The organism is Pseudalkalibacillus sp. R45 (genome assembly GCF_052246725.1).
Classification (GTDB): Bacteria; Bacillota; Bacilli; order Bacillales; family Fictibacillaceae; genus Pseudalkalibacillus.
The window spans coordinates 1-13,788 of sequence record NZ_JBQQCL010000021.1 but is presented as its reverse complement, the minus strand read 5'-3'; the positions used below and the strand labels follow the sequence as shown (position 1 = coordinate 13,788).

Genomic DNA, 13,788 nt, shown 5'->3' with positions numbered 1-13,788 from the left:
GGCGCGGTCCCACTCTGTTTAGAAGAACGAATGCTCTTCTCTCTCAGCTTCCTCTAACGGTGGAAGAACCGCTCCTATCTACTCGTTTCAATAAGAGTCTCAGAGGTGCATTTCGGGCGTCCTTTCTTGAACCACTTTCAGCCGATGATGGTTCTCTCTACTAAGAAATGGCACACCTTACTTCTCCTCTTCACAGATTTATTGTCATTGTTTTCTTTTTACTATATTACATTTCACTTAAAATGTGTATCGTTTAGTTTCCGAATTGCTGGATTGCATCTTCTAGCCTTGCGATGACCACATCTTTACCAAGCAATGATAAGGAATCCGGAAGTTCTGGTCCGTGGGACTGGCCTGTCGCCGCTACACGGATCGGCATGAACAACTTCTTGCCTTTGTGTCCGGTCGCTTTTTGCGTTGCTTTGATCGCAGACTTGATTTCAGCAGGTTCGAATGTCTCCATCGGCCTGATTTGTTCAATCAATCCGGTCAATACTTCGGGAACTTGTTCTTCGCTTAATACCTCAGCAGCTGCTTCATTGTAATCAACAGATTTGTTGAAGAACAATTCCGTCAAAGGTACAATTTCCGCTCCAAACGTAAGCTGCTCTTGATATAGGGCGACAAGCTTACGAACCCAAGCTTCCTGTTGTTCATTACGCTCTTCAGGAACACGTCCAGCACGCTCTAGGTGGGGAACAGTCAAATTCAGTACACGATCGAAGTCGGCTTGTTTGATATATTGGTTGTTCATCCATTCCAATTTTTTCGTATCGAATACTGCTGCCGCTTTAGACAATCGGTCTGCATCAAAAATTTCGATGAACTGTTCTTTCGTGAACAGCTCCTCTTCCCCTTTTGGAGACCAGCCAAGCAAAGCGATGAAGTTGAATAACGCCTCAGGTAAATAGCCGAGGTCTTCATATTGTTCGATGAATTGGATCGTCGATTCATCACGCTTACTGAGCTTTTTGCGGTTTTCGTTAACGATCAAGGTCATATGACCGAATTTCGGTTCATCCCATCCGAAGGCTTCATAAATCATCTGTTGCTTCGGCGTATTCGAAATATGATCGTCTCCGCGTAAAACATGAGAAATCTTCATATGATGGTCATCAACAGCAACTGCGAAGTTGTATGTCGGAATGCCATCTTTTTTCACGATGACCCAGTCACCGATTCCATCAGATTCGAAGGTTACGCGATCTTTTACGATGTCGATGAACGAATATTCCTTTCCACGTGGAACCGCAAAACGGATACTTGGTTTTCTTCCTTCTGCCGCAAGCTTTTCCCGCTCGTCTGTCGTCAAGTGGCGGCACTTTCCGGAATAGCGAGGCATTTCGCCGCGCGCCTGCTGTTCTTCTCTTTCTTGTTCGAGTTCTTCTTCCGTACAATAGCATTTATATGCTAAACCTCGATCGAGCAGATCATTGTAGTGTTCGCGGTAAATATCAATACGCTCCATCTGGCGATATGGACCGTAGTCACCACCGACATCGACACTTTCATCCCAATCGATGCCAAGCCATTTCAAATAGTTGAGCTGGCTGTATTCGCCGCCTTCTACATTTCTTTTTTGATCGGTATCTTCAATACGAATTACGAATGTCCCGTTCTGGCTGCGGGCAAACAAGTAATTGAACAAAGCCGCACGCGCATTACCGATATGTAAATGTCCTGTTGGACTTGGTGCATAACGAACTCTTACGTTAGACATAATGATCTCACCTTCCACATTTTCTTTGTAGCTATTCTATCATAGTTGTAAAGCACCTTCCTGTTAATGATTCCCACCAACAGGAATTGCTATTTCTCCAATAAAACGACTGCCTGGGCAGCGATTCCCTCTCCTCTACCCGTAAAACCTAGTTTTTCCGTCGTGGTCGCTTTTATGTTCACTTGATCAAGTTCAGCCTCAAGCAATTCAGCGACGACGTTTCTCATGTCTTCAATATAAGGAGCCATTTTCGGGCGCTGGGCGATGATCGTTGCGTCCACATTCCCGAGTGAAAATCCTTTTTCTTTACCCAGTTCATACGCATGCTTCAATAGGATTTTCGAATCGATATCTTTAAAATCATCACTCGTATCTGGGAAGTGTTTTCCAAGATCACCTTCACCGATTGCGCCGAGAACGGCATCGGTGATGACATGCAAGAGGACATCTGCGTCAGAATGTCCGAGCAGACCTTTTTCGTACGGGATGGTTACACCTCCGACGATAAGCGGCCTCCCCTCAACCAATTGATGTACATCAAAGCCTTGTCCTATCCTAAACATCCTTTTGTTGCGCCTCCCTCTCCCGAATGATTGCATTCGCAAACAACAAATCTTCCTTTGTCGTCAACTTGATATTCAGATAATCCCCTTTTACGATCGACACAGGTTGTCCAAAATGTTCAACCAGACTAGCATCATCTGTACCAAGATGCCCTTTCTCTGCAGCAGCTTCATGTGCATCCCGGATAAGGGACAGATGAAAAGCTTGTGGGGTTTGAACAGCCCACAAGCTACTTCGATCCACAGTCTCGATGACGGTATTCTGATTGATCCGCTTCACTGTGTCTTTAATCGGTACTGCAAGAACAGCTGCACCACAATCTTTTGTTTTCGTAACAAGGTTATGGATGGATTCAATCGAAACGAACGGTCTGGCGCCATCATGAATCAATACGAGCGTTTCTGAATCAATCGCTTTTACTCCCTCATACACGCTATGTTGTCTTTCATGACCGCCTGGGATTATATGTTCAACTTTATCCAACTTATAAGTGGCGACGATCCGTTCGAGTTCAGCCAACTCGTTTTTATTTCCGACAAGGATAATACCACTGCACCAATCATCCTCTTGAAAAATCCGCAAGGTATGAACGATAAGTGGTATTCCTTGAAGTGTTATGAATTGTTTATTCTTACCTGCACCCATCCGTTTACCTTGACCGGCAGCAGGAATGATCACGACATAATCCACACATCTCATCTACTTTCCGAAAGGATTACAGAGCCTTTTCTAACAGTTTAGGCTTTGCAAAAATCATTCGACCGGCAGATGTTTGGAGCACACTTGTAACCAGGACATCAATCGTTTTACCGATATAATCACGTCCATCTTCCACAACGATCATTGTGCCATCATCAAGATATCCCACACCTTGATTCTGTTCCTTTCCGTCTTTGATCACCTGAACATTCAGTTCTTCTCCTGGAAGGACCACTGGTTTGACAGCATTGGCTAAATCATTGATATTCAACACTGGAACACCCTGGAACTCACATACCTTATTCAGGTTATAATCATTCGTTACGACCATTCCAGAGACTAATTTCCCTAGCTTCACAAGCTTACTATCAACTTCTTGAACGTCTTCAAAGTCACCTTCGTAGATTTCAACTTTGACAGCAAGCTCTTTTTGGATCCGGTTCAGGATATCGAGCCCCCGACGTCCTCTATTCCTTTTTAATACATCAGAAGAATCCGCGATATGCTGCAATTCTTCAAGGACGAATTGAGGGATGACGATCGGACCTTCCAAAAATCCTGTCTGACAAACATCTGCGATTCTACCGTCAATTATGACACTCGTATCAAGGATTTTCAATATACCGGTGCCCGTAGATTTTGTTTCGATTTCCGCTTCCTTTTTCTTATTCGCAAAACGTGCTGAAGTAAATACGTTGACTAACTCCTCACGTTTCTTGAAACCGAACTGGAACCCGATATACCCTAACAAAGCAGTGACGAAAAAGCCGATCACATTCACAACGATACTCAATTCCATACTGTTCAACGCAAACATGGCTAAATAAGCAACAAACAGACCGAAAATCAAACCGAATGAACCAAAGAGCACATCAGCTACAGGCGCCTTCATCAAGGATTCCTCAATCCATTGGATGAACCCGACGATATAATCCGCCAACCAGAATGTACTTAGGTAAAAGACAATTGCACCAATGACAGTTCCCATGTAAGGTGATGTAACGAACCCAGGTAAATCTCCAATATTAATTAAATTATTTAATAATCGTATAAGTTCAGGTACATACAAGTAACCCAGGGTCCCACCCACGATGATAATAAACAATTGAACAATTCGCTTTAACAAAATTGTTCACCTCCTTCTTTTCATTATAGACAGTTCATCAAATTTGAAACCTATTGCTATCATTTTACATAAAATTACATGAAAAATACAGTCATTTGAACTCGTAATCCTATCTATTTTATGTCAGATATGGCGATCAAGAAACAGCTGCTCTTGGATCCGCTTCAAACCATCCTTGATTTTCCGAGCACGGATTTCTCCGATGCCCTCTACTTCATCCAATTCTTCAATCGAAGCCTTCAATGTATTTTGAAGGTGTTTGAAATGTTGGACGAGATTTTCAATGATAAGGGAAGGCAATCTCGGTATTTTATGCAAAATACGATAGCCCCTTGGCTTGACCGGCTCTTCATATATATTCGCTGATGGGAGGTAACCTAATAACCGCACAATCGCATTTTCTTCTAATAATTCTTCACTGGAAAGTTTTTTCAGTTCATTTAAGGTCCGATATGGATCTACTTTCGAATCTTTAGCATAATCTTTCACAATGAGAGCGGCTTCCGATTCGATATTGGATACGAGTTCCTCCATCTGCATGCTGATCAAACGCCCCTCGGATCCGAGTTCGTTTACATACTTGATGATTTCGTTACGGATACGGAGTACCATTTCGATGCGATGGATAACCTGGGAAACCTCCTGGAAGGTAACCAGTTCTTCAAACTCGAGCGCCCCAAGATCAGTCAGACTCTGATCAAGGACGGATTTATATTTTTCCAGCGTCTGCAATGCTTGATTGGCTTTTGTCAGAATTACACCGATATCCTGCAAGGAATAACGAATATTCCCTTGATACAACGTGATGACATTCCTTCTCTGTGAAATGGAAACTACTAGATTTCCGGTTTGCTTGGCAACACGTTCTGCGGTACGGTGCCGTATCCCTGTCTCTTTTGAAGGTATCGATGTATCTGGTATTAGTTGAGTATTCGCAAATAAGATTCGATTTCCTTCATCATTTAAAATAATTGCGCCATCCATCTTCGCCAATTCGTATAAATAAGCTGGAGAGAAGCGGCAATTGATCGAAAAACCGCCATCGACAAGCTTCTGGACCTTGTCATTGCAGCCGACGACAATCAATCCACCGGTTTTCGCCCTTAGAACGTTATCGATTCCATCACGTAAAGGCGTTCCAGGTGCTATATATTGAAGCATTTTACTTACAATCAGTTCTTTCATGGTAACGTCCATGCATCATCCTCCTAATGTGTGGCGTAGCGTATCTTGAACAGATGATACACCGACAACTTCTATTCCTTCAGGGACTGTCCATCCTCCTATATTCTTCTCAGGCAGGATGACCCGTTTGAACCCTAGCTTTGCAACCTCGTGAACACGTTGTTCAACACGTGAGACACGTCGCACTTCCCCGGTCAAACCGATTTCGCCTATGTACACATCGGTAGGTTTCGTAGGTTTATCTTTGAAACTGGAGGCGATACTCACTGCAATTGCCAGGTCCACCGCAGGTTCATCCAATCGGACACCTCCAGCAACATTGACATACGCATCCTGATTCTGCATCAATAACCCTACCCTTTTTTCAAGGACTGCCATCAAAAGGGAAACCTTGTTATGATCGATCCCGCTCCCCATCCGGCGCGGATTGCCAAAGCTTGTCGGTGATACTAATGCCTGTATTTCTACGAGAACGGGTCGTGTTCCTTCCATGGAAGCCACGATAGCAGAACCAGCTGCACCGTCCGATCGTTCTTCTAAAAAGACTTCAGAGGGGTTCTCGACTTCGTCTAACCCTGCTTCCTTCATTTCAAAAACACCGATTTCATTTGTAGATCCAAAACGGTTTTTTACAGCACGTAGTATCCGATACGTATGATGCCTCTCTCCTTCAAAATAAAGAACAGCATCTACCATATGTTCAAGTAAGCGAGGACCTGCGATTGATCCTTCCTTAGTAACGTGTCCTACAATAAACGTTGCAATTCCATTCGTCTTCGAAATTCTCATGAACTGGGATGTGCATTCCCTTACTTGCGAAACACTTCCTGGTGCAGAGGTGATTTCAGCTCGGAAAACAGTCTGAATCGAATCGATGATCAATAGGCTGGGGTTGATTTCTTCAATCGCTTTTTCGATCAGATCCATATCTGTTTCAGCATGGACATAAAGGTTATCATGATTGATTCCAAGTCTTTGTGCTCTCAATTTCGTCTGTTTGATCGATTCTTCCCCGGATATATACAAGACGGTATGGTTGTATTGAGCGAGTTTGGCAGACGTCTGCAGCAACAGGGTGGATTTCCCGATACCGGGATCTCCGCCGACCAAAACGAGCGATCCTGGGACAATCCCTCCACCCAGCACTCGGTTCAATTCATTGATCTGCGTATTGATCCTAGGTTCTTTTTCACTTTTTATTTTCGTGATCGGAGCGGGCTTCTGACTGGATCCTCCGGTTTGAAAGGATCTGCGATGTCCTTTCTCAGGTTGGGTGATTTCTTCCACCATCGTATTCCACTGTCCACATCCAGGACATTTCCCCATCCATTTTGGAGAATCATACCCGCAATCCGAGCATAAGAAACTTGTTTTTCTCTTTGCCATCTATTTTTTCCCCATTTCCCAAGCGGTTTCCATTTTCTATATTTGTTACATTTAAAGAAAGTATAACTACTTTCTTCAATATAAGCGCACAAGCTGGTTGCCTCGGAAGCAATACACCGCACGAAGGAAAAGCGATTGCTTTTTCGAGGAACTAAGGCTCAGCCTGCGCTAAGGCTTGGCAAAGCCCAAGTTTTCTTTATTGTCATCATATCATAAACGGGTTTGGGAACTCTTCTTTTATACATTGTATTCATAAGTTCTCAGCATATGGGTATTTCTGGGGATTTGATGATAAAACCGTCCGAAAATTGATCCAAATCTACCCTTACCTTTCTGCGAAATCTTCTCCATTCCCGCTCACAAAGCAAAAAACCCCATCAGCTTTGGGGGCTGATGGAGCTTGCTCGATCCCTTTTTATCAGGTGCCGGCACCAACGGTATTGACTGTGAAGTCGTTGTTTTCCACGTCGATCCGTACTGTCTGGCCTTTGGCGATTGTACCTCTAAGCAGCTCTTCTGATAGCCGGTCTTCGATTCGACGCTGCAATGCACGGCGCAATGGACGTGCGCCATAATCCGGATCGTATCCTTCTTCAGCGATCTTCTCTAGTGCTGCCTCAGTCAATTCAATATCGATACCTTGCTCAGCAAGACGTTTCTGAAGCTGGTTCGACATCAAGCCGATGATGTGTTTGAGGTGTTTTTTATCAAGTGTATGGAAGACGATCGTTTCATCAATACGGTTCAGGAACTCTGGACGGAACGCTTTTTTCATTTCGTCCATTACCTTGGTTTTCATATTTTCATAAGCCTGATCTTCCGATTGGGTCGTGAAGCCCATGTGCTTATTACGTTTCAATGTACTTGCTCCTACATTGGAAGTCATGATGACAACCGTGTTACGGAAGTCGACGGTACGCCCTTTCGAATCAGTCAAGCGACCATCTTCAAGTACTTGAAGTAAGATGTTGAACACTTCAGGATGCGCCTTTTCGATTTCATCCAACAGAATGACAGAGTATGGGTTACGGCGTACTTTTTCAGTCAGCTGTCCGCCTTCCTCATGCCCGACATATCCTGGAGGCGAACCGACGAGACGGCTTGTTGTATGCTTTTCCATGTACTCGGACATATCAATTCGGATTGTCGAGTCTTCATCCCCGAATAATGCTTCGGCAAGTGCACGGGCAAGTTCCGTCTTACCGACACCAGTCGGTCCAAGGAAAATGAATGAACCGATCGGACGCTTCGGATCCTTCAATCCAGCACGAGCACGGCGGATCGCTTTGGAAATCGCCTTGACCGCTTCATCTTGACCGATGACCCGGTTATGAAGGATATCCTCCATATTAAGTAATCGCTCCGTCTCTTCTTGCTTGAGCTTGGATACTGGAATTCCAGTCCAGTTGGCAACCACGAGTGCAATATCTTCAGGTGTCACTTCTGTATTTTCCTGACCTTGCTTTTGTTTCCAGCTGTTTTTCGTCGTTTCAAGCTCTTCTCGCAACTTTTGCTCTGAGTCACGTAACGAGGCTGCTTTTTCAAATTCTTGACTCTGTACAGCAGCATCTTTCTCTTTACGGACACTTTCGAGCCTTTGTTCAAGCTCTTTCAAGTTCGGAGGTGCTGTATAAGAACGGAGGCGTACTTTGGAAGCGGCCTCGTCGATCAAGTCGATCGCTTTATCTGGTAAGAAACGATCGGAAATGTAGCGGTCTGATAATTTTACCGCCGCATCAATTGCATCGTCCGTGATCGTGACACGATGGTGGGCTTCATAACGGTCACGCAATCCTTTTAGAATCTGAATGGATTCGTCATTAGTCGGCTCATTGACACGGATCGGTTGGAAACGTCGTTCTAAAGCCGCGTCCTTCTCAATATATTTTCTATATTCATCTAATGTTGTTGCACCGATACACTGCAGTTCACCGCGGGCAAGGGCAGGCTTCAGAATGTTCGAAGCATCAATTGCACCTTCTGCACCTCCAGCACCGATCAATGTGTGGAGCTCATCGATGAACAAGATGATGTTTCCGGCCTGACGGATTTCATCCATTACTTTTTTCAATCGATCTTCAAATTCACCACGGTATTTCGTTCCAGCGACGACCGTCCCCATATCAAGTGTCATGACGCGTTTATCTCTCAACGTCTCAGGTACTTCATTATTGATAATTTGCTGTGCGAGTCCTTCTGCAATCGCTGTTTTACCGACACCTGGCTCCCCGATCAAAACCGGGTTGTTTTTCGTACGACGGCTCAACACTTCGATGACACGTTCAATCTCTTTACCGCGGCCGATGACTGGATCAAGACTGCCATCACGAGCTACAGCTGTGAGATCTCTCGCAAGACTATCAAGTGTTGGTGTATTCGCATTGACTGAAGATCCGCCTGATGACGAGGATGATTCATTGCTTCCCAACAGTTGCAGAACCTGTTGACGTGCTTTATTCAGGCTAACCCCGAGGTTGTTCAGGACTCGCGCTGCTACGCCTTCACCTTCACGGATCAAACCTAGTAATATATGTTCAGTCCCAACATAAGAGTGACCAAGTTTCCGAGCTTCATCCATCGATAATTCAATGACTTTCTTGGCTCTTGGTGTATAGTGGATCGTTTGGACGGACTCCTGACCTTTGCCAATCAGTGTTTCGACTTCTTTTTGAATTTTTTCAGGACTTAATCCTAGAACAGAAAGTGCTTTTGCTGCAATGCCTTCACCTTCACGTACTAAACCAAGCAGAATATGCTCAGTTCCAACATTGTTATGCCCTAGGCGGATCGCTTCCTCTTGTGCAAGAGCGAGGACCTTTTGTGCTCTTTCCGTAAATCGACCAAACATCATCTTGATCACCTTCCTATTCGTTGTTCTTTTCTAATTTCAATCTCTCACGTATCAATGTTGCTCGGCGGATGTCCCTTTCATCAGGGGTCAACGTTTCGCCTGCGTATTGTTGTAAAAAACCTGGTTGAGTGAGTATCATAAGTTCATTCAATATTGTGTGTGAAATACCTTCTATCAATTTCAAATCGATTCCAAGCCGTACATCTGATAAACATTTAGTGGCCTCTTTAGATTGTATGATTCGACTGTTTGCTAGGATACCGAGTGACCGGTAAACCCGATCCTCTAATTGCAATTTCGAGGTCTCAAGCAAATGTTTTCTGGCGGATCGCTCCTCTTCTATCAGCTGAATGACGACTCCTCTTAAATCTTCTACAATATCCTGTTCAGATTTACCCAATGTCATTTGATTTGAAACTTGAAACAGATTACCTTGTGCTTCGCTGCCCTCTCCGTAAATTCCTCTGACCACCAGACCTAACTGGTTGATCGCTGGAACGATACGCTGTATTTTCTGTGTTAGTACAAGAGCTGGCAAGTGCATCATGACCGATGCTCTCATTCCTGTACCGACATTCGTCGGGCAACTTGTAAGATAGCCGTGTTGTTCATCAAACGCATAATTCAGCTTTTCCTCGAACCAATCGTCTATACCGCTTGCTAAAGTCAACGCTTCAATCAGTTGAAAGCCTGGAAAAAGGCACTGGATCCGTATATGGTCTTCCTCATTGATCATGATGCTTACATTTTCTTCATCACTCATCAACACTCCTGAATGCTTTGGTTCTTCTGTGAGGTTCGGACTGACTAAATGTTTTTCTACTAAAACCCTTTTTTCAATCGGTTTCAAATCATCTATATCGATATACGATAAGACACCTACATTACCATATGTTTCGTTCTGATAATGTTTTCGGATTTGTTGATTTACTTCATCCGCTTGCTGATCGTCCGAAATAATTGGAAAAACATGATTTTCAAGGTTCCTTGCTAACCGGATCCGACTGCTTAAGACAATATCCGAATCAGGACCTTCTCTTTTCATCCAAGGGCTAATCGCTTCACTGATAAATTTTTTAAGAGACATCGATCAGCTCCCCCCTTTGAACCGTTTTTCCATCATTCGAATCTCATCTCTTATTTTAGCAGCTTCTTCAAATTCTTCTTGGGTGATGAGCTGTTTCAGTTGCTGCTTCAGTTGGTCGATTTTTTTGCGCTCGATTAGATCATTTCCGACTCGTTTAGGAATTTTTCCAGTATGGCTTGTATTTCCACCGTGGATGCGCTTAAACATCGGGGTCAATTTCGACTCGAAGGTTTTATAGCAGTTCGTGCAGCCGAACCGGCCGATCTTCGCAAACTCAGCGTAACTCAATCCGCATTGAGAACATTTCGTGACTTGTTTTTCTGGTTGAGAGCTGGCGCCTCCTATCGGTTGATCGAAATGAAGTAGTCCTGATAATAAATTGTGAATTGAAAACGAATTGGATCCGGGTATTAAATCACCTTTATCCTTTGCACATTGCTCACAAATATGGAATTCATTCTTTTTCCCATTGATGATTTTCGTGAAGTGCAAAGTTGCGGGCCTTTGTTGGCATTCTTGACAGTACACGCCTTACACTCCCCTCAATCTTTATATTTCAAGCTTTGTATCATTGCTCGTAACAGATTTGCACGCAGTTCATCTCGATAAGGCAATACGATATTGATTGTGGAGCGATCGATTACACTTTTCATCAGCCGTGCTTCTTTCTTCGTTATAATTCTTTCTTCAAATAGCCTGTAGATGATGTTTTCACTAGTAGCTTGGCTGACCCGTGTGTTGATCATTTTGAGGATTTCATCAAGTAAAATGGTCGAACTATCTGTTTCTACTTTTATAATCCGAATATATCCTCCTCCTCCTCTTTTACTTTCCACAATAAAGCCTTTTTCAATCGTAAACCTGGTATTGATGACATAATTGATTTGTGAGGGGACACATTGAAATTTCTCAGCAATTTCACTTCGTTTGATTTCAATTGCTTTTTTATGGCTTTCTTTAATGATTTCCTTCAAATGCGCTTCAATAATATCAGATATGTTTTTCATCCCATCGTTGCCCCTCCTACTATCTGACTTTGACTTTCTTTGACTATAATTATAAACATTTGCCCGTAAGTTGCAAATGTTTTGATGTCTACATTATAGACAGACTTTCAGGTGAATAAACTATTTTTTACTCTGTTGCAAACACTTTATGAACAAACTCGATGGATTGTATCTTGTCATACAATTCCGGCAGCTTTTTTGGGTTCGATAACTGGATTTTGAATGTATATTTTATAAGGGGAATCGAAGCATCATTCGGATAATCATCTACTGATAAACTTAAAATCGGTGTTTTCAATGCTTCCAATTCATTTACGATTCTGGATAAGGATACTTCTTTATTTTCAACTATGACTGTGACATGATGGTAACGCTGTTTCCGTAAATATAAATCCTCGAACTTGTTCAGGAACAATAAACTCAAAATCATGATGAATGTTGTAAAAATGGCTTCATAATACATCCCGATACCTACTACAAGGCCAATCCCTGCCACAAGCCAGATCGATGCTGCTGTCGTCAGTCCTTTTACTGTGACACCGTGTACCAGAATCGTCCCTGCTCCTAAAAATCCGATTCCGCTTACAACATAAGCAGGTAAACGTGAAGGATCAAATCCCTGGACACGCTGATGGGAATTTAAGAAATCCTCAAACCCGAACATCGATAAAATCATCATCAAACAAGCGCCGACACCGACCAATAAGTGCGTCCGGAATCCAGCTGGATGTCGTTTGAATTCACGCTCAATACCGACTAATCCACACAATAAAGCAGCTAACAAAAGCCGGATAGTGATCGTCGCTGTTTCGTCTGTCCACCAATTGAACAAATCAAATGCCATGTTTATCTCCCCTATAAGTATGAAAGTATAATGCCCTTACTATTACATCGTATGGTATATAGTATTCAATTATAGGCTAACAGCTATAAAAGGTGAAATAAAAATGATTATCGTGATTGAGTCAAGTGCTTGTAGGAGCTTTTAAATAATGCGGTTGAATTCTTCGACAATTCACTCCCTTTCCGCTGGCAAACGAAAAGCGGAAACGATCTTATACGGTCTTTAACAGGTAAAATAGTTCTGTTCCTGTACGTCAAAATGTTATATCTGTTCTATGACGGAACAGATAAGCCTCTTGCTGTAATCTAATTATGATTCCTGCGCTTTCACGGTACGAATAGCCCTCTTACTATACGTCAAATCACGATATCTACGCTTTGACGGTACGAATAACCCTCTTACTGTACGTCAAATCATAATTTCTGCGCTTTGACGGTACAAATAACGGTATAAGCCCCCTATTTTTTGTATAACCAGCCACACTTGCATTACTTTAAGGTACCTCAACCACCTTTCCGAATACATCAAATCCGGTTATCTGGGTTCTTCATTTCTTCCTTAAACACAAAAAAGAACAGCTTTACAGCTGCTCTCTTGATTGCCCGGCGACGTCCTACTCTCACAGGGGGAAGCCCCCGATTACCATTGGCGCGCAAGCTTCACTTCCGTGTTCGGGCTTCGGCCTGCGATGAACGGCGGATCTTCGTCATCGGCACTCGCTCCGGTCCTCGCGTATATCATACGCTGCGGGCGTCCCTCCCTGGTTTCCTCGATCTCCTTGTTCCTCACAACCCTCATATTCTTTGATATATTTGCCCTTTCGGGCATCTTTTTTGAAACACAAAAAAAGAACAGCTTTACAGCTGCTCTTTTAGTTGCCCGGCGACGTCCTACTCTCACAGGGGGAAGCCCCCAATTACCATTGGCGCTGAAGAGCTTAACTTCCGTGTTCGGCATGGGAACGGGTGTGACCTCTTCGCCATCGTCACCAGACTATCGATTTGTGATAACCATCGAGCTTCTTTGTCAGCTGTGTTCACTCTCATCCTCATGTACAGCGAAAGTACACTCCGGTGATCGTTCACTTGCTTCCTCAAATCTCTTGGTTCTGACAAATCGTCGTATGAAGTTGAAGGAAACCATTCCCTCAAAACTAGATAACGTCTTTCTTGAAAACATCTTCGATGTAAAATGTGGTTAAGTCCTCGATCGATTAGTATCTGTCAGCTCCACGTGTCGCCACGCTTCCACACCAGACCTATCAACCTCATCATCTCTGAGGGATCTTACTCGCTTGACGCGATGGGAAATCTCATCTT

11 protein-coding genes, 2 rRNA genes and 1 other annotated feature (1 of these 14 only partly in view) are annotated in these 13,788 nt (G+C 43.5%); all 13 genes read right to left on the bottom strand.

All coding sequences use genetic code 11. The annotated features are described in order from the left end of the window. Positions 1–203, bottom strand: a binding site (T-box leader) (it extends 15 nt beyond the left edge of the window). A 50-nt stretch (positions 204–253) separates the two neighbouring features. Further along, the gene (gene gltX / locus ACTWQL_RS21585; protein WP_443144469.1) at positions 254–1,720 is read right to left on the bottom strand and encodes a glutamate--tRNA ligase; all 1,467 of its coding nucleotides are present in this window, start codon (positions 1,718–1,720) and stop codon (positions 254–256) included. Between the two features lie 89 nt (positions 1,721–1,809). Next, on the bottom strand, positions 1,810–2,283 hold the full coding sequence (ispF, locus tag ACTWQL_RS21580; RefSeq protein WP_443144468.1) for a 2-C-methyl-D-erythritol 2,4-cyclodiphosphate synthase: 474 nt from the start codon (positions 2,281–2,283) through the stop codon (positions 1,810–1,812). After that, positions 2,276–2,974, bottom strand: a complete 699-nt coding sequence (gene ispD / locus ACTWQL_RS21575; RefSeq protein WP_443144467.1) for a 2-C-methyl-D-erythritol 4-phosphate cytidylyltransferase — start codon at positions 2,972–2,974, stop codon at positions 2,276–2,278. Before ispD ends, ispF begins: the two co-directional genes overlap by 8 nt. A gap of 25 nt (positions 2,975–2,999) precedes the next feature. Beyond that, on the bottom strand, positions 3,000–4,109 hold the full coding sequence (locus tag ACTWQL_RS21570) for a PIN/TRAM domain-containing protein (protein WP_443144466.1): 1,110 nt from the start codon (positions 4,107–4,109) through the stop codon (positions 3,000–3,002). Positions 4,110–4,232: 123 nt separating this feature from the next. Next, the gene (gene disA / locus ACTWQL_RS21565) at positions 4,233–5,306 is read right to left on the bottom strand and encodes a DNA integrity scanning diadenylate cyclase DisA (RefSeq protein WP_443144465.1); all 1,074 of its coding nucleotides are present in this window, start codon (positions 5,304–5,306) and stop codon (positions 4,233–4,235) included. 3 nt (positions 5,307–5,309) lie between these two features. Beyond that, positions 5,310–6,680: a DNA repair protein RadA gene (gene radA / locus ACTWQL_RS21560; protein ID WP_443144464.1), complete on the bottom strand. Its 1,371-nt coding sequence runs from the start codon at positions 6,678–6,680 to the stop codon at positions 5,310–5,312. A gap of 418 nt (positions 6,681–7,098) precedes the next feature. Next, a complete protein-coding gene (gene clpC, locus ACTWQL_RS21555; protein WP_443144463.1) occupies positions 7,099–9,531 on the bottom strand; it encodes an ATP-dependent protease ATP-binding subunit ClpC in 2,433 nt (810 codons plus the stop codon). A gap of 13 nt (positions 9,532–9,544) precedes the next feature. Beyond that, a complete protein-coding gene (locus tag ACTWQL_RS21550; RefSeq protein WP_443144462.1) occupies positions 9,545–10,618 on the bottom strand; it encodes a protein arginine kinase in 1,074 nt (357 codons plus the stop codon). Positions 10,619–10,621: 3 nt separating this feature from the next. Next, a complete protein-coding gene (locus tag ACTWQL_RS21545) occupies positions 10,622–11,146 on the bottom strand; it encodes a UvrB/UvrC motif-containing protein (RefSeq protein WP_443144461.1) in 525 nt (174 codons plus the stop codon). A gap of 14 nt (positions 11,147–11,160) precedes the next feature. Further along, positions 11,161–11,625: a CtsR family transcriptional regulator gene (locus tag ACTWQL_RS21540; RefSeq protein WP_443144460.1), complete on the bottom strand. Its 465-nt coding sequence runs from the start codon at positions 11,623–11,625 to the stop codon at positions 11,161–11,163. A gap of 127 nt (positions 11,626–11,752) precedes the next feature. After that, positions 11,753–12,469 carry an MgtC/SapB family protein gene (locus ACTWQL_RS21535; RefSeq protein ID WP_443144459.1) on the bottom strand — a complete coding sequence of 239 codons (717 nt, stop codon included), beginning with the start codon at positions 12,467–12,469 and terminating at the stop codon, positions 11,753–11,755. 877 nt (positions 12,470–13,346) lie between these two features. Next, a 5S ribosomal RNA gene (gene rrf / locus ACTWQL_RS21530) occupies positions 13,347–13,462 on the bottom strand. 200 nt (positions 13,463–13,662) lie between these two features. Next, a 23S ribosomal RNA gene (locus tag ACTWQL_RS21525) occupies positions 13,663–13,788 on the bottom strand; the annotation flags it as partial.

Excerpts from the sequence above, each read along its gene's own strand:
- gltX (WP_443144469.1), bottom strand. The coding sequence starts at position 1,720 with ATGTCTAACGTAAGAGTTCGTTATGCACCAAGTCCAACAGGACATTTA.
- ispF (WP_443144468.1), bottom strand. The coding sequence starts at position 2,283 with ATGTTTAGGATAGGACAAGGCTTTGATGTACATCAATTGGTTGAGGGG.
- disA (WP_443144465.1), bottom strand. The coding sequence starts at position 5,306 with ATGGACGTTACCATGAAAGAACTGATTGTAAGTAAAATGCTTCAATAT.
- radA (WP_443144464.1), bottom strand. The coding sequence starts at position 6,680 with ATGGCAAAGAGAAAAACAAGTTTCTTATGCTCGGATTGCGGGTATGAT.
- clpC (WP_443144463.1), bottom strand. The coding sequence starts at position 9,531 with ATGATGTTTGGTCGATTTACGGAAAGAGCACAAAAGGTCCTCGCTCTT.
- ACTWQL_RS21550 (WP_443144462.1), bottom strand. The coding sequence starts at position 10,618 with ATGTCTCTTAAAAAATTTATCAGTGAAGCGATTAGCCCTTGGATGAAA.
- ACTWQL_RS21540 (WP_443144460.1), bottom strand. The coding sequence starts at position 11,625 with ATGAAAAACATATCTGATATTATTGAAGCGCATTTGAAGGAAATCATT.
- ACTWQL_RS21535 (WP_443144459.1), bottom strand. The coding sequence starts at position 12,469 with ATGGCATTTGATTTGTTCAATTGGTGGACAGACGAAACAGCGACGATC.